This window comes from Rheinheimera pleomorphica (genome assembly GCF_011634895.1).
Lineage (GTDB): Bacteria > Pseudomonadota > Gammaproteobacteria > Enterobacterales > Alteromonadaceae > Alishewanella > Alishewanella pleomorphica.
In genome coordinates this window covers 314,858-335,426 of sequence record NZ_SIRR01000003.1, presented here as the reverse complement: position 1 = coordinate 335,426, position 20,569 = coordinate 314,858, and the positions used below count along the sequence as shown (strand labels likewise).

19 protein-coding genes are annotated in these 20,569 nt (G+C 51.8%); 8 read left to right on the top strand and 11 right to left on the bottom strand.

The features are described from left to right. Positions 1 to 125 precede the first annotated feature (125 nt). From EYB30_RS18710 to yacG, 7 genes are all read left to right on the top strand, one after another. A complete protein-coding gene (locus EYB30_RS18710) occupies positions 126 to 620 on the top strand; it encodes a pilin (protein ID WP_166836750.1) in 495 nt (164 codons plus the stop codon). A 155-nt stretch (positions 621 to 775) separates the two neighbouring features. Beyond that, the gene (pilB, locus tag EYB30_RS02575; RefSeq protein ID WP_166836748.1) at positions 776 to 2,473 is read left to right on the top strand and encodes a type IV-A pilus assembly ATPase PilB; all 1,698 of its coding nucleotides are present in this window, start codon (positions 776 to 778) and stop codon (positions 2,471 to 2,473) included. A 102-nt stretch (positions 2,474 to 2,575) separates the two neighbouring features. Next, complete coding sequence (locus tag EYB30_RS02570; RefSeq protein WP_166836746.1) at positions 2,576 to 3,805, top strand: type II secretion system F family protein; 1,230 nt, start codon at positions 2,576 to 2,578, stop codon at positions 3,803 to 3,805. Next, entirely contained in the window at positions 3,805 to 4,686 is an 882-nt protein-coding gene (locus EYB30_RS02565) for a prepilin peptidase (protein WP_166836744.1), read from the top strand. The genes EYB30_RS02570 and EYB30_RS02565 overlap by 1 nt, the downstream gene beginning before the upstream one ends. A 4-nt stretch (positions 4,687 to 4,690) precedes the next feature. Next, positions 4,691 to 5,299, top strand: a complete 609-nt coding sequence (gene coaE, locus EYB30_RS02560; protein WP_241697942.1) for a dephospho-CoA kinase — start codon at positions 4,691 to 4,693, stop codon at positions 5,297 to 5,299. Positions 5,300 to 5,345: 46 nt separating this feature from the next. Further along, positions 5,346 to 6,092: a cell division protein ZapD gene (gene zapD, locus EYB30_RS02555; protein ID WP_166836742.1), complete on the top strand. Its 747-nt coding sequence runs from the start codon at positions 5,346 to 5,348 to the stop codon at positions 6,090 to 6,092. A gap of 30 nt (positions 6,093 to 6,122) precedes the next feature. Then, on the top strand, positions 6,123 to 6,350 hold the full coding sequence (gene yacG, locus EYB30_RS02550; RefSeq protein ID WP_166836740.1) for a DNA gyrase inhibitor YacG: 228 nt from the start codon (positions 6,123 to 6,125) through the stop codon (positions 6,348 to 6,350). Between the two features lie 21 nt (positions 6,351 to 6,371). On the opposite strand, the gene mutT is transcribed toward yacG, so the two are convergent. Continuing rightward, positions 6,372 to 6,785, bottom strand: a complete 414-nt coding sequence (mutT, locus tag EYB30_RS02545) for an 8-oxo-dGTP diphosphatase MutT (protein ID WP_166836738.1) — start codon at positions 6,783 to 6,785, stop codon at positions 6,372 to 6,374. A 58-nt stretch (positions 6,786 to 6,843) separates the two neighbouring features. Beyond that, the gene (gene secA, locus EYB30_RS02540) at positions 6,844 to 9,561 is read right to left on the bottom strand and encodes a preprotein translocase subunit SecA (protein WP_166836736.1); all 2,718 of its coding nucleotides are present in this window, start codon (positions 9,559 to 9,561) and stop codon (positions 6,844 to 6,846) included. A gap of 198 nt (positions 9,562 to 9,759) precedes the next feature. On the opposite strand from secA, the gene EYB30_RS02535 reads away from it, so the two are divergent. Next, entirely contained in the window at positions 9,760 to 10,230 is a 471-nt protein-coding gene (locus tag EYB30_RS02535) for a DciA family protein (RefSeq protein WP_166836734.1), read from the top strand. Between the two features lie 100 nt (positions 10,231 to 10,330). On the opposite strand, the gene lpxC is transcribed toward EYB30_RS02535, so the two are convergent. The 9 genes from lpxC to murD all read right to left on the bottom strand — a co-directional run bounded on the left by lpxC (position 10,331) and on the right by murD (position 20,567). Next, positions 10,331 to 11,242 (bottom strand): UDP-3-O-acyl-N-acetylglucosamine deacetylase, encoded by a 912-nt coding sequence (gene lpxC / locus EYB30_RS02530; RefSeq protein WP_166836732.1) that lies wholly within the window; start codon positions 11,240 to 11,242, stop codon positions 10,331 to 10,333. A 132-nt stretch (positions 11,243 to 11,374) separates the two neighbouring features. Continuing rightward, a complete protein-coding gene (gene ftsZ / locus EYB30_RS02525; RefSeq protein WP_166836730.1) occupies positions 11,375 to 12,535 on the bottom strand; it encodes a cell division protein FtsZ in 1,161 nt (386 codons plus the stop codon). Between the two features lie 26 nt (positions 12,536 to 12,561). Further along, on the bottom strand, positions 12,562 to 13,797 hold the full coding sequence (gene ftsA, locus EYB30_RS02520) for a cell division protein FtsA (protein WP_166836728.1): 1,236 nt from the start codon (positions 13,795 to 13,797) through the stop codon (positions 12,562 to 12,564). Next, positions 13,794 to 14,546, bottom strand: coding sequence for a cell division protein FtsQ/DivIB (locus tag EYB30_RS02515; RefSeq protein ID WP_166836726.1), 753 nt, complete (start codon positions 14,544 to 14,546; stop codon positions 13,794 to 13,796). The genes ftsA and EYB30_RS02515 overlap by 4 nt, the downstream gene beginning before the upstream one ends. A gap of 2 nt (positions 14,547 to 14,548) precedes the next feature. Then, positions 14,549 to 15,478 (bottom strand): D-alanine--D-alanine ligase, encoded by a 930-nt coding sequence (locus tag EYB30_RS02510; protein WP_166836724.1) that lies wholly within the window; start codon positions 15,476 to 15,478, stop codon positions 14,549 to 14,551. Next, entirely contained in the window at positions 15,475 to 16,929 is a 1,455-nt protein-coding gene (gene murC / locus EYB30_RS02505) for a UDP-N-acetylmuramate--L-alanine ligase (RefSeq protein WP_166836722.1), read from the bottom strand. The genes EYB30_RS02510 and murC overlap by 4 nt, the downstream gene beginning before the upstream one ends. Further along, complete coding sequence (gene murG / locus EYB30_RS02500; RefSeq protein WP_166836720.1) at positions 16,926 to 18,026, bottom strand: undecaprenyldiphospho-muramoylpentapeptide beta-N-acetylglucosaminyltransferase; 1,101 nt, start codon at positions 18,024 to 18,026, stop codon at positions 16,926 to 16,928. The genes murC and murG overlap by 4 nt, the downstream gene beginning before the upstream one ends. Continuing rightward, the gene (gene ftsW, locus EYB30_RS02495; RefSeq protein WP_166836718.1) at positions 18,019 to 19,230 is read right to left on the bottom strand and encodes a putative lipid II flippase FtsW; all 1,212 of its coding nucleotides are present in this window, start codon (positions 19,228 to 19,230) and stop codon (positions 18,019 to 18,021) included. Before ftsW ends, murG begins: the two co-directional genes overlap by 8 nt. Continuing rightward, positions 19,227 to 20,567, bottom strand: coding sequence for a UDP-N-acetylmuramoyl-L-alanine--D-glutamate ligase (murD, locus tag EYB30_RS02490; RefSeq protein WP_174978716.1), 1,341 nt, complete (start codon positions 20,565 to 20,567; stop codon positions 19,227 to 19,229). Before murD ends, ftsW begins: the two co-directional genes overlap by 4 nt. Between the last annotated feature and the right edge of the window lie 2 nt (positions 20,568 to 20,569).

The window sequence follows — 20,569 nt, the reverse complement described above, 5'->3', positions numbered from 1 at the left end:
ACCATTACAAACAAAGCGTTAAACAGAGCCAATAAATTTAGTTACATTTAGCTTGCGCACTTTGTAAAAATAGCCAAAATAACGGTTAGCCCCAGCGGCTATTAAAACATCAGGAGAAGTAACAAATGATTAATTTAAAACGTGCTAAACAACAAGGTTTTACCTTGATTGAATTAATGATCGTAGTAGCGATCATCGGTATTCTGGCAGCGGTAGCAATTCCGCAGTACCAAGTTTATACCATTCGTGCTGAATCAACTTCTAAAGCATCTAATGCAATCCGCTCACTGCAAATTGCAGTGTCTGAGCACAGCTCACGTTTTGCACAATTACCCACAGACTTCACCCAGCTATGTGCAAACGTTCAATTCTGTAATGAAGATGGTGATGCTCTTGTGGCAGCAGATTTAGCAACTACTGGTATAACGTCTGTAAATTGGGCTCGTACAGATGCAGACAATGGTACTATTACCGTGTTGTTTGGCGGCACAGGTAATGCGAAATTGGATACGTTTACTGTAGATATTGATGCAGAACGTAACCCTGTCGGCACTGTCACTTATACTGTTAACGACGAAACTTCTACAGTTGATCCTCAATATTTACCCCGTATCAAATAATTAGTATTGTTCATGGAAAAGCCAGCAGAAGCTGGCTTTTTATTTTGGAATTAGCCTTATAGCAACCTGTAACAAACTTGAATAACCTACATTAAGTGGCATAATCAGTTAACTTTATCTAAGTCTTATTAGCAAAATCAGGATGTTTTAGCTTAATGGCCGTAACCACTACCTCTACCTTATTTAAACGCCTGGTACAGCTGGGCATTATTAATGCCGACTTGGCGACCAAGGCGGTTACCGATAAAGGCGGCCAGTATAAAAACCTGCCTGAGCTATTGATAAACGAAAAGCTGATTAGCTCTGACAAGCTGGCACAGGCGGCTGCCGGTATTAGCCAGGCCATTAGTATGGACCTGGAACATTATCATCTGGACAGTGTGCCAGAGGATTTACGCAACGAAAAACTGATCCGCAAAAGCGATATGCTGCCGCTGGGTAAGCGCGGCCGCACCATGTTTTTAGCGGTGGTCGACCCGACCAATATTCAAACCATTGAAGACTTTGAGTTTAATACCGGCTTAAATGCCGAAGTGGTGGTGGTTGAATACGACAAACTGCACAAACTGATTGATAAGCTGTTTGACAGCAGCCTGGGCGGAGATTTCAGCGACAGCGACTGGGATCTCGGCTCTATGGGTATAGTGCAGGAAGAAGACGATGAAGGCGGCGGCGTACAGGTAGATAAAGAAGACCAGCCGATTATTGCCTTTATCAATAAAATGCTGCTGGATGCCATTCGCAAAGGCGCGTCTGACTTACACTTTGAGCCGTACGAAAAAACCTACCGCATCCGCTTTCGTATCGACGGCATTTTGCATGAAATGGCCAGCCCACCGGTAGCGCTGTCTACCCGCTTATCAGCACGGTTAAAGGTTATGTCGCGCCTCGACATTGCCGAAAAGCGCGTACCACAGGATGGCCGCATTAAATTAAAGTTATCGGCGAAAAAGTCTATTGATTTTCGTGTCAGTACCCTGCCCACGCTGTGGGGCGAGAAAATTGTAATGCGTATTCTCGACTCTGACAGCGCCATGCTGGGCATAGATGTATTAGGCTATGAAGAAAACCAAAAACAGCTGTACTTAGATGCGTTAGCCCAGCCGCAGGGCATGATTTTAGTAACCGGCCCTACCGGCTCGGGTAAAACGGTGTCGTTATATACCGGTTTGGCCATTTTGAATACCAGTGAGACCAATATTTCTACCGCTGAAGACCCGGTAGAAATTAACTTAGCCGGCATTAACCAGGTGCAGGTAAACCCGCGTGCCGGTTTAACCTTTGCCTCGGCATTAAAAGCCTTTTTACGCCAGGACCCGGATGTGGTGATGGTAGGTGAAATTCGTGATTTAGAGACCGCCGAAATTGCCATTAAAGCGGCGCAAACCGGCCACTTGGTGTTATCTACCCTACATACCAACTCGGCGCCAGAAACCCTAACCCGTTTACTGAATATGGGTGTACCCTCTTATAACGTGGCAAGCTCGGTATCGTTAATTATTGCCCAGCGCCTGGCACGGCGTTTATGCAGCCACTGCAAGCAGCCGGAAATACTGCCTGAGGCGGAGCTGTTAAAGCAAGGCTTTACCGCGCAGCAACTGCCGAACATTAAGATTTTTAAACCGGTCGGCTGCGAGCACTGCACCAACGGCTATAAAGGCCGGGTGGGTATTTATGAAGTAATGCCGGTAAGTGGCAAAATGGCCGATATCATTATGCAGGGCGGTAACTCGCTGGATATTGCTACCCAGGCACAAGCTGAGGGCGTAAATAATTTGCGCCAGTCGGGGCTGATTAAAGCGGCCGCCGGTTTAACCAGCCTGGCCGAGGTTAACCGGGTTACTAAGGGCTAAATAAGTGCTTAGTTTTAACTGCTTAGTGTTAAGTGGTAAGTTTTAGTGGTTAATACTGCATTTAAGTAATGGCGCACTAGCGCAGCAACAGGACAAGACAATATGGCTCAGGCACAACAATTTAAAATAAAAGAGCTGGAAACCTTTAACTATAAAGGCGTTAACCGTCGTGGTAAAAAAATTGACGGTGAAATTAAAGGCACCAGCATTGCTGAGGTAAAAGCCTTATTGCGCCAGCAGGGTATAACCCCGTCTGGCGTTAAGAAAAAGCCGAAACCGCTATTTGGCGATGGCAGCAAAATTACTGCGCTGGATATTGCTGTTGTGACCCGGCAAATTGCGACCATGCTCGGTGCCGGCGTACCGCTGGTGCAATCGATTGACCTCATTGCCAACGGTTCAGACAATAAAAGCCTGCGCACTTTAATGCAGAAAATATCGGTTAAGGTGCAGGCCGGTTTGCCGCTGTCGGAAACCCTGCGCGAACATCCTAAGTACTTTGATGAGCTATACTGCGACCTGGTAAAATCCGGTGAGGCGTCCGGCGCACTCGACTCTATCTTTGACCGGCTGGCAATTTATAAAGAAAAGGCTGAGGCGCTAAAATCCAAGATTAAAAAAGCCATGTTTTACCCGGTGGCGGTAATAATAGTAGCAAGCGTTGTAACATCTATTTTATTAATGTTTGTTGTGCCGCAGTTCGCCGAAATATTTAAAGGCTTTGGTGCAGAGCTTCCTGCCTTCACCCAGTTTGTGTTAGGTATTTCCGAAGCAATGCAAGCCTATTGGTGGATTATTCTCGGCGCTATTGTTGCTACTTTTTTTATCGTCAAAAAGACTTATGCCAGCAACCTTGCATTTCGTACCTGGGCCGATGGTTTAATTATCCGCCTGCCGGTTATTGGTAATATTTTAAATAAAGCCGCGGTAGCGCGTTATGCCCGTACCTTATCGACCACTTTCGCCGCCGGTGTACCGCTGATAGAAGCGCTGGAATCAGCCGCCGGCGCCTCGGGTAATGAAGTGTATAAAAACGCGATTTTATTTATCCGTGAGGAAGTATCGTCCGGTAATCAGATGCACCTGGCAATGAAGCAAACCGATCAGTTCCCGGAAATGGTGATTTCGATGGTGTCTATCGGCGAGGAAACCGGTGCGCTGGACAGTATGCTAAGTAAAGTCGCTAATATTTACGAGCAGGAAGTCGATGATGCGGTAGATGGTTTAACCGCCTTGCTGGAACCGATAATAATGGCGGTGCTGGGCGTTATAATCGGTGGCTTAATTATCGCCATGTATCTGCCAATCTTCGGTATGGGTGACCTGGTCTGATGCAAGCGTTGTTTGATGCCTTTAGCGCCTACCCGGCGCTGTTTATTGCCACTGTGGCGCTGCTTAGCCTGATAGTGGGCAGTTTTTTAAATGTGCTGATTTACCGCCTGCCCATTATGATGGAGCGTGAGTGGCAGCAGGAATATCAGGCGTATTTTGCAGCCGATAGCGCTACTGTAGCGCCAGCAGCGCCTTTTAACCTGGCGGTGCCACGCTCGCGCTGCCCGGCCTGCCAAACGCCGATACGGGCACGGGATAATATTCCGGTTCTTAGCTGGTTATTACTCGGCGGTAAATGCCGCCAGTGCCAAACGGCTATTAGCCCGCGTTATCCGGCGGTAGAGGCGTTAACGGCGCTGTTATCTGGCGTTGTCGCCTGGCAACTGGGTTTTGGTCTGCCAGCATTGCTGTTTATTTTTATCACCTGGCTGCTGATAGCATTAACCTTTATAGATATTGATAAAATGCTGCTGCCGGATCAGCTAACCCTGCCGCTGCTGTGGCTGGCGCTGCTGTTTAGCTTAACTGATTCAGCCTTGGTTAACCCGGCGCAGGCTATTGTCGGTGCCGCTTGCGGTTATTTAAGCCTGTGGAGCGTGTACTGGCTGTTTAAGCTGTTAACCGGCAAGGAAGGCATGGGCTATGGCGACTTTAAACTGCTGGCAGTATTTGGCGCCTTACTGGGCTGGCAACAGCTGCCGCTGATCATTTTATTGTCGTCTGTGGTAGGTGCAGTAATTGGCATTATACTGCTGAGTATTCAGGGTAAAGATAAAGCCACGCCTATTCCGTTTGGTCCCTACATTGCTGCTGCAGGCTGGATAGCCATGCTATGGGGCGAACAAATGACCAACGCCTATTTACGCTATTTGGGGCTATAACAGCTTGTCAGGCTACGTTGTGGGATTAACCGGCGGTATTGGCTGCGGTAAAAGCACGGTAACAGCCTTATTTGCTAAACTGGGTGTGCAGTATGTCGATGCCGATATCGTAGCCCGTGAGGTAGTGCAGCCGGGTACAACATGTTTAGCGGCGATATGCCAGCACTTTGGCAGCAACATACTAAACCAGGCTGGCGAGCTGGACCGCGCAGCCCTGCGCCAGCGTGTGTTTAGTAACGCCGCAGACAAAGCCTGGCTGGAACAACTGTTACACCCGGCCATCAGGCAACAATTGCTGACACAGTTGGCAGCGTTAACGTCGCCTTATGCGTTACTGGTAGCACCGCTGTTGCTGGAAAATAAACTGCAGCACCTGGTGCAACGCGTACTGGTGATAGATCTGGCGGAAGACCTGCAGCGACAACGTGCCATGGCACGCGACAACAGCAGTGAGCAACAAATTAATGCCATAATGGCGGCGCAAATTTCGCGCACCGGGCGGCTACAACTGGCCGACGATATTATTACCAATGACAGCAGTATTGCTGATTTAGCCCCTCAGGTTGCCAGGCTGCACCAACACTATTTGCAGCTGGCCGCACAGTCGTTATAGCAGAGGGTTCAGTATGCTGTCGTAACAGGCATAGCACAGCAAACGAATGACCGAACTTATCTACGAACATCCACTGAACGAAAAACTACGCACCTATTTGCGTTTAGAGCAGTTACTAAGCCAATTGCACAATCTTAAAGCGCTGGATAGCGAGTGGCAACAACAGGCCTTTTTCAGCACCTTATTTGCACTGATAGAGGTACTGGACCGTAATGACATTCGCCCTGATCTGATTAAAGATTGCGAGCGCTGTGAGACGGCATTAGTCGCCTGGGCCAATCACCCTTCGGTGTCGGATGACAAACTAAAGCCGGTATTACAACAAGCTGTCAGGTTGCAAAGCGAGCTGCTACGTAGTAGCAAGTTTGTTGGCAACTTAAAAGAAGACAAGTTTCTCTCGCCGCTACGCCAGCGTTTCGCCATACCCGGCGGCGCCTGCTACTTTGATCTGCCCCAGCTGCAATACTGGTTTAATCTGCCACAGGCCGAGCGCACCCTTATGGCCAATACCTGGTTTAACGAGTTTAATTTGCTGCAGCAGGCAGTAAGCTTTGTATTGGGGTTTTGCCGCGAAAAAGGCCAGTTTGCTACCGTCAACGCCCAAAACGGCTTTTATCAACATAATACCGAGCAACACGAACTGCTGCGTATTTGTTATCCGCTGGAAGCCGGCGTATACCCTACGGTAAGTGGTAATAAATACCGCTACGCCATCCGTTTTATGCAATTGTGTGATGAAAACGGTCGCAGCAGCAGCGAAAAAAATATCAGCTTCCGGCTTGCTTGCTGTTAAGATCATGGAAAATCTTAGTGGAACCAAGCAATGAAAGTAAAATGCCCTACCTGCGATAAAGATGTAGTTTGGTCTGCCGAATCACCTTTCCGGCCATTTTGCTCTGAGCGCTGTAAGTTGATTGACTTAGGCGACTGGGCAGCAGAAAACCACCGCATACCCGATAAAGCGCCTATCGACGCTGCGCTATCTGAAGAATACCTGGCCGAGCTGGAGCAGGAACTTATCACGCAAGATAACGATTTCTTTAAACACTGATTAATGCTTTAACGGCATTTATTAACAGCGTTCTTGTGTTGCAAAATGCTGCAGTAGCCGCTCAACAATCGGCTGGTTGGCGTCGGGAAAATCGATACTGCTAAGCTCATCTATCGCTACCCAGCGCAGGGGCTGGCCTTCACGGCCGTGTGGCTCGCCGTTAAATGCGCTGACCAGATAAATATCCAGCAGCACGGTTTTTTCCGGATAGGCATACTCCAGCTGCATAAAAGCACTGCTGTGCGTTACGTCAATCGCCACTTCCTCTAATAGCTCGCGAGCCAGTGCCTGCGGCACTGTTTCTCCGGGCTCTACCTTACCGCCGGGAAATTCCCATTTTCCGCCCTGATGCTGCTTGCTGCTACGTAGCGCCAGCAATATGTGCTGCTGACGCATAATCACACCTACGGCAACATGAATAACCTTATTCTGCATTTTACCTCCAGAAACAACAAAGCCAGCCTAAGCTGACTTTGTTCTAAAAAACCGGCTGCTATACCAGCTTACCGTGGCACTGCTTGTACTTTTTACCCGAGCCACACGGGCAAGGATCATTACGGCCTATTTTGTCATGCTCGCGAAACACCGGGCCGCTTGGCATACCGGCCGGTACCTCACCGCCAACCTGCTCAGCTTCAGCATGCTGATAATCGTGTGGCACTGCATCGGCTTTACGGCGCTGCTGCTCTACCGCTTCGACATCTTCGGCGGCACGTACCTGCACCCGGCTCAGTACACCTATCACATCAATTTTCAGGTTTTCCAGCATGGCAGAGAACAGCTCGAAGGCTTCACGCTTGTATTCCTGTTTCGGGTTTTTCTGCGCATAGCCACGCAGGTTAATGCCCTGACGCAGGTGGTCCATCGCCGCCAGATGTTCTTTCCAGTGAGTGTCCAGGCTTTGCAGCATAATGGCTTTTTCAAACTGACGCAGTACCTGCGGCCCTACCTGTTGCTCTTTGTGGCTATAAGCTTGCTCAACTTCCTGTTGAATACGTTCGCGCAGCTTTTCTTCAAACAGCTTTTTATCGTCCGCCAGCCACTGTGCTATTGGCAGCTCCAGCATATAGTCAGCTTTTAAACGTTGCTCCAGGCCCGGAATGTCCCACATTTCGTCCAGTGACTGCGGCGGAATATACTGGCTGATTAAACCATCAACCACATCGGCGCGGATAGCCTGGATGGTTTCACTGATATCGGTGGCATCCAGCAGCTCATTACGCTGCTCGTACACCACTTTACGCTGATCGTTGGCTACGTCGTCAAATTCAAGCAGTTGCTTACGAATGTCAAAGTTACGTGCTTCTACTTTGCGCTGGGCATTTTCAATAGCCCGGCTAACCCAAGGGTGCTCGATAGCTTCGCCTTTCTCCATACCCAGACGGCGCATCATGCCCGCCATCCGATCGGAGGCGAAGATACGCATTAAAGCGTCATCCAGCGACAAGTAAAAACGACTTGAACCCGGGTCGCCCTGACGGCCGGAGCGGCCACGTAACTGGTTGTCGATACGGCGCGATTCATGCCGCTCTGTACCAATAATATGTAAGCCACCGGCGGCGATTACCGCGTCATGCCGCTGCTGCCAGTCGGCTTTTACTTTGTCTTTTTGCGTGTCGCTAGCGTCAGTGCCCAAAGCCGCTAACTCGGCCTGTAAGCTGCCACCCAACACGATATCGGTACCGCGACCGGCCATATTGGTTGCAATAGTCACGGTACCAGGTTGGCCCGCCTGAGCAATAATCTGCGCTTCGTTGGCGTGAAATTTGGCGTTTAATACCTGGTGCTTAATTTTGGCTTTATTCAGTAAACTAGATAAGTACTCAGAGCTTTCAATTGACGCTGTACCCACCAGTACCGGCCGGCCGGCGTCGCGGGTAGCAGTAATGTCGGCAATAATCGCCTGGTATTTATCTTCGGCGTTTAAATACACCAGGTCAGCCATATCGTTACGCACCATAGGGCGGTTAGTTGGCACCACTATGGTTTCCAGGCCGTAAATTTGCTGGAACTCAAAAGCTTCGGTATCAGCAGTACCTGTCATACCAGACAGTTTTTCATACAAGCGGAAGTAGTTTTGAAAGGTAATAGAGGCTAAGGTTTGGTTTTCATTCTGAATTTTTACCCCTTCTTTGGCTTCTACCGCCTGGTGTAACCCTTCTGACCAGCGCCGGCCTTCCATGGTACGGCCGGTGTGCTCATCGACAATAACAATTTCGCCGTCTTTTACCACGTAATCGACATCGCGTTTAAACAGCTGATGGGCGCGCAGTGCGGCATACACATGGTGCAATAAGGTGATATTGGCCGCCGAGAACAGGGTGTCGTGCTCGCCAATCATGCCTTGTTCGCGCAGCATCTCTTCTACTTTAATCTGGCCCTGTTCGGTTAAATACACCTGACGGGCTTTTTCATCCACAGTAAAGTGGCCGTCGCCATGAGCGCCCTCTTCGTCTTCTTTATCCTGCTTTACCAGGTTAGGTACCAGTACGTTAATTTGCTTGTACAGCTCTGAGCTGTCCTCGGCCGGGCCGGAGATAATCAGTGGCGTACGGGCTTCATCAATTAGAATGGAGTCAACTTCGTCGATAATGGCAAAGGCCTGATCGCGCTGTACGCGGTCTTGCGGCGAAAATGCCATATTGTCGCGCAGATAATCAAAGCCGAACTCGTTGTTGGTGCCATAAGTAATATCAGCCTGATACGCCTGTTGTTTATCAGGGTGTGCCATTCCTGGCACGTTAACACCAACCGTTAACCCTAAAAAGGCAAATAACGGCGCATTGGTCTGGGCATCACGCCGTGCTAAGTAATCGTTTACCGTAATAACATGCACGCCTTTGCCACTTAACGCATTTAAGTAGGCCGGCAGGGTTGCGGTTAGGGTTTTACCTTCACCGGTACGCATTTCAGAAATTTTGCCCTGATGCAGCACCATACCGCCAATCAGCTGCACATCAAAGTGACGCATGCCGAATACCCTTTTGCTGGCTTCGCGCACTGTGGCAAAAGCTTGCGGTAAAATGTCGTCCAGTGTGCTGCCGTTGGCCAGTAACTGTTTAAATTCTGCCGTTTTTTGCTTCAGCTGGTCATCGGATAAGGCTTCAAACTCGGCCTCGAGTGCATTGATCTGCTGAACTTGTTTTTCTAATTTTTTTAAGAAGCGGTCGTTGCGGCTACCAAATAATTTGGCAAAAAGTTTTCCAAACATTATCCAAATACCATATTAAGTTAAAACTGCAGTGCAGCCCCGGCGGCCATTGGCCTTGCCAGTATAAAAGTGCTAGCGCTTAAGCATATTACGCCAGATATGGTGCCCTATGCTAACGCTTTCAAGGTATAACATTCTCTGCACTGGCAGAAGCTGCTACACTGTGCCGATGTATTCGCTGCTACAGGTGCTTACGCGATGGCCCGTTATACGCAAAAACCGCTCGATATCAGCAAGGTGTTATCACACAGCCCGCTGGCATCGCAGCAGCAACAGGTTAGCCTGGTGCAACAGCTAAACCGGGTACTGGCTGAAGTATTACAACTGGAGCAACTTAGTTTTTGTCAGGTTAGCTGTATTCGTGATGGCCGGGCTGTTATTTTATGTGCCTCGGCGCCCTGGCTAACCCGTTTAAAAATGCAGCGCGACGCCATTCTAGACAATTTTCGCCGAAAAATCTTGCCTGATTTAGCCGGAATTGAGATTGAAGCCTCGCCTAATGGCCAGATCCATAAACTCCAACTGGCGGTGCCACAAAAAAACAGCCACCAACTGTCTGACAATGCCGCGGCCGCCTTGCGTGCAGTGGCACAAAGCAGCGATGGAGCCTTAAAACAGGCGTTACTGAAACTGGCACAAAATGCCGCGGCGAAGATGGCAGATAGCTGAGTGTCAACTGCCGTTAATTTCAACAGCATTTACGTCAAGTGATCTGACCCCTTGAACGAAAAAACCCGGCATTTACCGGGTTTTTATCATGAGGGGCTGTTTAAGCCAGCTGCGGCGCCAGATAAGAAATCGGCATTTGCGCTTTATCTTCAAAGGTCACAAATTCCCAGTTTTCCTGATTAGCCAGTACCGCACAGAGTAACTGGTTATTCAGCGCATGGCCGGTTTTAAAGGCTTTAAACTCGCCCAAAATGCTGTAACCGGCCATATATAAGTCGCCGATAGCATCGAGAATTTTGTGTTTAATAAATTCATCTTCGTAGCGCAGGCCGTCCTGGTTTAATACCCGGTATTCGTCCAGCACAACAGCATTGTCAAAACTGCCGCCCAGCGCCAGGTTATTGGCACGCAGGTATTCTACTTCGTGTAAAAAGCCAAAGGTACGGGCGCGGCTGATATCTTTAATAAAACCCGCGGCGGAGAAGTCCATCAGCATATGCTGGGTGGTCTCTGCAATAACCGGGTGATTAAACTCAATGGCGAAGTCAATTTTAAAGCCATGATGCGGCTTAAATTCGGCCCATTTGTCACCATCTTCTACCCGCACGTGCTTTTTAATGCGGATAAATTTCTTCGCCTGGCGCTGCTCAGCCACACCGGCTTCCAGTAACAGGTAAACGAACGGGTTGGCACTGCCGTCCATAATAGGAATTTCTGCTGAGTCAACTTCAACCACCAGGTTGTCGATGCCCAGGCCGGCAATGGCCGCCATCAGGTGTTCAGTGGTGGATAACCGCACGCCATTGTCATTGATTAAACAGGTACACATCACGGTATCACCCACTAATTCGGGTGCTACTTTAAAGTCGACCACCGGATCAAGGTCTACACGACGGAACACGATACCCGTGTTGTCCGGCGCAGGTCGGAGAGTAAGCGTAACCTTTTCGCCTTTGTGCAATCCCACCCCAATGGAGCTGACTGTTTTGTCGATGGTACGTTGTTTAATCATAATTTATTCCTGCTCAAATAATAAGCAATCACAAAATGGCGGCGAAGCATAGCATAACGTGGCAATTATGCCAAATTTCACTGAACAGCAGCTTAATCCTGCTGTCGGCCCTGCCTGCGACTAAACCCAGGTTTAGTCGGCTTGTTTACGCAAAAACGCCGGTATATCAAAAATGTCGATATTGGTTTTGCTTTCCGGCTGCGCTTTGGTGCTGACAGCAGGCGCTTCGTCACGCACTGGCTGCTGGGCCGCTTTCTGCATGGTGTTACCTTGCTGCACATACACTGGCATTGGCTCTGGGCGGTTATTCGGCACCAGGCTAATATCCGGCCGGCGATCGGCGCCGATACCGGTCGCGACAACCGTCACGCGCAGCTCGTCCTGCATGTTCGGGTCGATTACCGCACCGACTACCACAGTGGCATTTTCTGACGCAAAAGCTTTAACCGCATTACCGACGGTTTCAAACTCTTCAATGCTGATATCCAGGCCGGCAGTAATGTTAACCAGAATACCCTTAGCGCCGGATAAGTCGATATCTTCCAGCAGCGGGCTGGAAATGGCTTGCTCAGCCGCTTCTTCAGCGCGGTCCGGGCCGGTGGCGCGGCCACTGCCCATCATGGCGGTGCCCATTTCTGACATCACGGTACGTACGTCGGCAAAGTCGACGTTAATTAAACCCGGCCGGGTGATCAGTTCGGCAATACCCTGCACTGCACCTAACAATACATTGTTGGCGGCTTTAAACGCATCCAGCAAGCTGGTGCCTTTACCCAGCACTTTTAACAGCTTGTCGTTCGGGATGGTGATCAGCGAGTCAACATGCTTGCTCAGCTCTAAAATACCCTCGTCGGCAAAGGCTGTACGCTTTTTACCTTCAAACGGGAACGGCTTGGTGACCACGGCCACGGTGAGAATACCCAGCTCACGCGCCACTTCGGCCACGATTGGCGCTGCGCCGGTACCTGTACCACCGCCCATGCCAGCAGCGATAAAAATCATATCGGCGCCCTGCAGAGTTTTCTTAATGGTTTCGCGGTCTTCTTCAGCAGAGCGGCGGCCAATTTCCGGGTTAGCACCGGCGCCTAAGCCTTTGGTCACATTAGAACCTAACTGCAGGGTAATGTTGGCTGACGAATTACGCAGTGCCTGGGCGTCGGTATTCGCCGCGACAAACTCTACACCTTCAATATTGCTGGCGACCATATACTCGACAGCATTACCGCCACCGCCGCCAACACCTATTACTTTAATGACAGCTTCTTCGCTGTGGTTTTCCATTAACTCAAACATAGCTCTCTCTCCGTTTCTACGCTTACTTAAAATTCGCCTTTGAACCAGCTGCTGATCCGTTTGACGAAGCCACTTACTGAATCACGCACATCAGCCGCTTTTTTCTGCTGGGTGCGGGCATCTTTACCGTACAGCAACAGCCCTACCACACTGGCATAGGCCGGGTCCTGTACGTATTCTTTTAAGCCGGAAACATGCATAGGCTGACCTACGCGCACCGGCATCTGAAAAATGTCTTCGGCAAATTCCACCGCCCCTTCCATTTTGGCGGTACCACCGGTCAGTACTACCCCGGCGGCAATTTGCTCCTCTAAGCCACTGCTTCTGATTTCTTCCAGCACCAGCTCAAATAATTCCTGATAACGAGGCTCTACCACCTCAGCCAACGTATGACGCGACATAGACCGTGCCGGCCGACCGCCTACGCTGGGTACTTCAATGCTTTCTTCTTTGCCAACCATGCTGCGCAGCGCGCAGGCATATTGCACTTTAATTTCTTCAGCATGGCTTATCGGTGTGCGGAAAATCTTAGCGATATCGCTGGTTACCTGGTTACCGGCCACCGGGATAACCGCGGTGTGTCTGAGGGCACCATTGGTATAAATAGAGATATCGATAGTACCGCCGCCCATATCCACTACACAGACACCCAGCTCTTTTTCGTCGTCTGTCAGCACGGCAAAGCTTGATGCCAGCGAGGTAAAAATAAGCTGATCGACCTGCAGACCACAGCGCTCAACGCACTTTTCAATATTTTTCGCCATATCGTTAGCGCAGGTAATAATGTGTGCCCGTGCTTCCATCCGCACACCAGACATACCTACGGGGCTCTTAATACCCTCTTGCATATCTACCGAAAATTCCTGCGGCAGCACATGCAACATACGCCGCTCGGCAGAAATAGGCACCGACTTGGCCGCGTGGATCACATTGGCGACATCTTCTGCAGTCACTTCAGTGTCATTAATCGGCACCATACCGCTTTCGTTCTGACAGCGGATATGCTTGCCGGTAATGCCCAAATACACCGACGATACCCGGCAATCGGCCATCAGCTCGGCTTCGTCAATAGCGCGCTGCACCGCTTGCACCACCAGGTTTAAGTCGTTAACGCCGCCTTTGTCCATGCCACGCGACACATGGGTACCCACGCCGACGATGCTTAAACGGTCGTCCGCGGTAATTTCGCCTACCACCGCTTTTATCTGCGCGGTGCCGATATCCAGGCCAACTATCAGATCTCTATCTAACGACTTTGTCATGCTTTTCTCTTTTGTTCTGCGCTATAGCGCACCGCCATGCCGGTGTCGTAGCGCAAATCGACTTCGCTTACTGCTTCGGCTTTGTGTTTAGTAATTACCGGGTACAGCTCGATAAAGCGCTGTAGCCGTTTTAACGTATCTTCACGCCCCAGTTTCAGCGCTATGCCATTACTCAGGCTTAGCTGCCAGGAAAAACGCTCGGTTACCACCAGCGCCACTGCATGAAATTTATGCAGGGCCAACAAGCCCTGCATATGGCGGAACATGGTCAGCGCGTCCTGCTGGCTGCCTTCGGGGCCGGTTAGCTTCGGCAGTTCCGTTTTCAGCTGCTGTAACGGGGCCTGAAACAACTCGCCCTGTGTATTTAATAATTGCTGCTGATTCCAGATAGCTACCGGCTGTTGTTCTGTTACAACCACAACCAGGGCGTCAGGCCATTGTTTGCGCACGGCCACCTGATACACCCAGGGTTGCGTTAACAGGAACTGCTGTACCTGATCCACGTTCACGCTAAAAAAGTTACCCACATACTGCTGCTGCAATGTACTGTGCAGTGCCTTGGCGTCAATATGCGTAAAGTCGCCATATAGCCGCACCTGACGCACCGGCGCACTTTGCTGGCTGTGCAGCCAGTGATTGACCTGCACCACTGCCCATGCCAACGCTGCCAGCGCCGCAACAAAAAACAGCACACCGGCATAAAACGCCGGCCGTTGTTTTAGTTGTGCTACGGGCGAGCGCCAGTTCATGCTTATGCTGCTCCCTGCGCTTGTGTCAGTATTGCCAGCACTAACTGCTGAAAACTGATGCCAGCTGCTTTTGCCGCCATAGGTACCAGCGATTTTTCCGTCATTCCCGGTACGGTGTTCACTTCCAGTAAAAAGTGCTGGCCGTTTTGGTCCAGCATAATATCTACCCGGCCCCAGCCAGAGGCGCCTACCGCATTAAAGGCTTTTAATGCCGTGTCCTGCATAGCAGCGGTTTGCTCAGGGCTTAGCGGCGCCGGACACAAATATTCAGTACTGTTGGCCTGATACTTGGCTTCGTAATCATAAAACGCCATTGGCGTGCGCATTTCCACTACCGGCAGCACCTGGCCGTTAAGTATTGCCACGGTAAATTCGCGGCCGTTAATCCAGCGCTCAACTAAAATTTCGCTATCGTATTTCAGCGCTGAGCTAATCGCCTGCTGCAGCTCTGCAGCAGTGCTGGCCGCACTCATGCCAATACTGGAACCTTCGTTGGCCGGTTTTACCATCACCTTGCCACCTAAGCTTGCCAACAAGCCGGCAAAGTCGGTGTCGTGGCTGTGTACCACGGCAAAAGGCGCCGTTGGCAACTGCTGCGCCTGAAACAGGTATTTGCAGCGAATTTTGTCCATTGCCAGCGCCGAGCCCAGCACACCGCTGCCGGTGTAGGGCAAGCCCAATTGTTGCAAGGCGCCTTGCATGCTGCCGTCTTCGCCACCGCGGCCGTGCAGCACAATAAACACCCGTTGGGCACCGCTGGCGGCTAAATCGGCCAGGGTCTGGCTTTGCGGGTCGAAAGCAAAAGCCTCTGCGCCGGCGTCCTGCAATGCTTTAAGCACTGCCGCGCCAGAGCGCAATGACACCTCACGCTCGGCAGATACCCCGCCAAACATCACAGCAATTTTGCCTGCAGCCTTTACATCAACACTCATGCGCTCTCTCCTGCACTGGCTTTTAAACGGGCAATATTCAGTTGCATTGCCGCCAGTTGTTTTACTAAGGCACCAATATTGCCAGCGCCCTGAGTTAATACCACGTCGCCATCTTGCAGCACGTCCGCCAGGCTGGAGGCTAGCTCGGCAGGCTGCGCCACGTATACCGGGTCCAGGCTGCCGCGGGCGCGGATTGAACGGCATAAACTACGACTGTCAGCACCGGCAATCGGCGCTTCACCGGCGCTGTACACTTCGAGCAGTAACAGCTTGTCTACTGCTGACAGCACCTTGGCAAAATCTTCGTACAGGTCGCGGGTGCGGGTAAAGCGGTGTGGCTGATACGCCATCACTAAACGCCGCTGTGGCCAGGCTGCGCGTACAGCAGCAATAGTGGCGGCCACTTCCGTTGGGTGGTGGCCATAATCGTCCAGCAGCAGCACCTTGCCATTGCCGGTATCAAATTCACCATACTGCTGAAACCGGCGGCCGATACCTTCAAACTTACTTAGCGCCGCCAGTATTGCCTGCTCGCTAATGCCCTCATCCTGGGCCAGTGCAAACGCCGCCGTAGCATTTAAGGCGTTATGTTTGCCCGGTAAATTCAGCACCACTTCGCGCTGATTACCGTTGGCGTCTGTGATGGTAAACTGGCTTTGGGTCCCGTTTTGGCTGAACTGGCTGATCACAAAATCAGCATCTTCGCTAAAGCCATAGGTCAGCACGGTGCGGCCAATTTGTGGGATCAGCGCGCGCAGTACCGGATCATCAATACATACCACCGCAACGCCGTAAAATGGCAGGTTGTGGCAAAATTCCAGATAAGTGGCTTTGAGCTTTTCAAAGTCACCCTGATAGGTGTCCATATGATCGGCTTCGATGTTAGTGATCACTGTTGCCAGCGGCTGCAGGTGTAAAAACGACGCATCACTTTCGTCCGCTTCGGCAATTAAATACCGGCCGGCACCCAGGCGGGCATTAGAGCCGGCAGAATTTAGCAAGCCGCCAATGACAAAAGTAGGATCGGTGCCGGCCTCAGCAAAGATAGAAGCCAGCAAACTGGTAGTGGTGGTTTTGCCATGGGTACCGGCTACAGCTATACCATGGCGAAACCGCATCAGCTCGCCGAGCATTTCAGCGCGGCGCACCACCGGGATGCGCAGTTCGCGCGCGGCGGCCACCTCAGCATTAGCGCTGTTAATGGCGCTGGACACCACCACAACACTGGCACCATCAACATTGCCGGCATCATGGCCAAAATACACCTTGGCGCCCAGCGTAATTAAACGCTCGGTGACGGCATTGGGCGCAAGATCAGAGCCCGACACATTGTAGCCTTCGTTCAGCAATACCTCGGCTATGCCGCCCATACCGGCACCACCGATGCCAACAAAGTGAATACGTTCTACCCGGCGCATGGCCAATTTTTTCTGTTGTGGTGTGCTAATCATACTGCTTGTCCTGTTAGCTGCTGGCCGGCTAGCTGCTGACACTGCGCTACTACCCGGGCGGTGGCATTGTCCAGCGCACAGGCACGCGCTTTGGCGGCCATTTGTTGTAACGGTGTTTTATCATTCAGCCACTGCTGCAGCAGCGGCAATAAGTGCTGTTCGGTTAAATCGTGCTGCGCCAGCATTAGCGCCGCACCTTGGCTAGTCAGCCAGCGCGCATTGGCGCTCTGGTGATCGTCAATAGCGCCCGGCAGCGGCACAAACAGCGCCGCGACACCGGCACAGGCCAGCTCGCTGACGGTAGAGGCGCCGGCGCGGCAAATGACCACATCGGCCCAGGCATAGGCCGCGGCCATATCGTCAATAAAAGCGCTGGCGCTGGCGGTCAAATTTGGCTGCTGTAACTGCCGGTATCTGTCGGCAGTGTGTTGCTGCATGACCTTACCGGTTTGATGTTGCACGGCCAGAGCACCATACTCGGCGGCCTTGGCAAAAATAGCCGGCAGGGCGTCATTCAGCGCCTTGGCGCCTAAACTACCGCCGATGACCAGCACTTTTAAGCTGCCAGTAAAATCGTGCGCCTTGCCCGCGTCAATCACGGCGGCGCGCACAGGGTTACCAACCAGCAATTGCTTGGCGTGGCCGGCAAAAGCCGCCGGAAAGGCAACCAACACCTTATGGGCAACCCGCGCCAGCAAGCGGTTAGTGCTGCCGGCCACCGCATTTTGTTCGTGTACCAGCAGAGGCACACCGGCCAACCAGGCGGCAACACCGCCCGGGCCACTGGCAAAACCGCCAAAGCCCAGCACCAAATCCGGTTGCACGGCTTGTACTACCCGCCGGGCTTGCCGGATTGACTTAAACAGCATCCACGGCGCTTTTAACAGCGATAACAGGCCTTTGCCACGTAAACCGGCAACATCCATGCTATGAAACGGCCAGCCAAACTGCGGCACCAGTTGTGCTTCCATTTTGCTGCTACTGCCCAGCCAGTGTATTTGCCAACCAGCCGTGTTAAGTGCTGTGGCCACTGCCTGTGCCGGGAAAATATGGCCGCCGGTGCCACCTGCCATGATCAGAATGCGCGGTTTAGTCATGCCGGCCTCCGCTAATGGCATGCTTACCTTTAAGCCGCACTTCAAAATCTATCCGCAGCAGCAGCGCCGCAGCAGCCAGCATAATGATCAAACTACTGCCGCCCGAGCTGACATACGGCAGGGTTAAGCCTTTAGTGGGTAAGGCACCGGTAGCAACACCAATATTGACCGCCGACTGAAAACCAATCCAGATCGCCAGCGCATAGGCCAGAAAGCCATGAAAACTGAGGTTTTTTGCCAGCGCGCGCTGGCCTATCCATAAGGCGCGGTATACCAGCGTAAACATCAGCAATACCAGCAGGCTGACGCCGACAAAGCCGGTTTCTTCGGCAATCACCGCCAGAATAAAATCGGTATGTGCCTCGGGCAGGTATTCCAGCTTTTGGATACTGTTCCCCAGCCCCTGACCAAACCAGCCGCCACGGCCAAACGCCATCAATGACTGAGTAAGCTGATAACCGCTGCCAAAAGGGTCGGCCCAGGGGTCTAAAAAGGCGGTAACCCGTTTCCAGCGGTACTCACTGTAGACAATCAGCACGCCAATGGCCGCCAGACCGGTAAAGATCAGACAAAAAAACTGCCACAGCTTAGCGCCGGCTAAAAACAGCAAGGCCACCGCCGTGGCAAACATCACTATTACGGTGCCTAAGTCGGGCTGCATCAGCAGTAACACAGCAAAAGCAAACAGCACCAGCAGCGGTTTTAAAAAGCCTTTTAAGTTTTCGCGCACTTCTTCATGCCGGCGCACCAGATAACTGGCCAGATAGACAAAAAAGAACAATTTAGCCGGTTCTGCCGCCTGCAGACCAATAAAGCCCAGCGACAACCAGCGCGTACTGCCGTTAACGTTGCGGCCAAATAACAGAACCGCCACCAATAATGCCAGCGCCGCAAACAGCAGCGCCATATTGCTGTTATGCCACCACTGCACCGGAATATTAATAACCACCAGCGCGACGGAAAAGCCCAGCGCCAGATACACCAGATGGCGGATGGTAAAATACAGCTCATTGCCATGTAACCGTTCGGCCACCGGTACTGAGGCACTGGTCACCATCACCACGCCAACGGCCAGAATTAACAGCAGCAAGGTTAAAAACAACTTGTCATAGGCCGCGCCGTCGTCGGCCTGCCACCAGTCAGACAACGCCTGCAGCGGGTTATGCCACGGCTGTTTTAACAGGTTCAGTGCCAGCTGCTTCATAGCACCTCCGCCTTAACTGCTGCGGCAAACTGCTCACCACGGTCGCCATAACTGTTGAACATATCCAGGCTGGCGCAAGCCGGTGACAGCAACACCATATCGCCGCTCGTGGCCAGTTTTGCCGCGACTTTAACCGCTTCTGCCAGGGTTTTAACCTGAATGCTGCCGGGTTTTAATGCGGCTATCGCCGCGCCGTCTTGTCCCAGCGTAATCAACTGCTGCACATCGTGCTGTAACACAGGCGCCAGTTCACGCACATCGGCACCTTTGGCATCGCCACCGGCGATCAAAATAAGTTTACCCTTAACACCTGGCCGCAAGCCGGCAATAGCGGCTTGCGTCGCACCAATATTGGTGGCTTTAGAATCGTTAATCCAGCGCACGCCGTGCTTTTGTGCCACCAAAATACAGCGATGCGGCAGCGAGACAAACTGGGTTAACGCCGTAATAAGGCCATCGCGGCTGGCACCGGCGGCCAGTGCCAGCGCACAGGCAACCAGCGCATTAAACTGATTATGCGCACCAAATAATGTCATCTGCGCAACCGGCAGTAACGGCTCGCCAGCCACCTGCAGCCAGGCTGTGTCGGCTAATTGCACTATGCCATAGGCTGAATCAGCCAGTGAAATGCCCAGCGTATGCACGGCCTGCTCTGGTGTGGTGGCGCTATCAGCTAAATTAAATACTGCCAGTTGCGTGTGCTGATACACCCGCTGCTTAGACGCGGCATAGGCGGTCAGATCGCGATAACGGTCCAGATGATCGGCACTGACATTTAAAATACAGCTGGCGATACTGTGCAGGCTGCGGGTGGTGTCCAGCTGGAAACTGGACAGCTCCAGCACAAAGACATCAACCCCGGGCCGGGCAATGGCGTCGAGCACCGGCAAGCCGATATTGCCCGCCGCCAGCGCGTTAATACCACTGGCGTTTAGCATCGCTTCAACCAGCTTGGTCACCGTAGACTTGCCGTTAGAGCCGGTAATGGCAATAACCGGTTTGTTATTGACGCGGGCAAACAGCTCAACATCACCAACTAATTCAACGCCCTGTGCCAGTGCAAAGCGAATAGCCGGATGCGTTGGCGACAGCCCCGGGCTCAGCACTATCATATCCATCTTGGCCAGCCGGTTGGCGTCAAGCTCGCCCAGATAAATGCCATCCACTTTTTCCGGCGCAATCTGCTCTATGCCGGCGGGTTTGCTGCGGCTATCCATCAACACCGGCCTGATACCTGCATTCAGCAGAAAACGCACTGTGGCCAGACCCGACAGGCCCAGCCCCACTACCGCTATGCGTTTTTTCGCTAAACTTTGCATCATTCCACTCTGTGTCATCG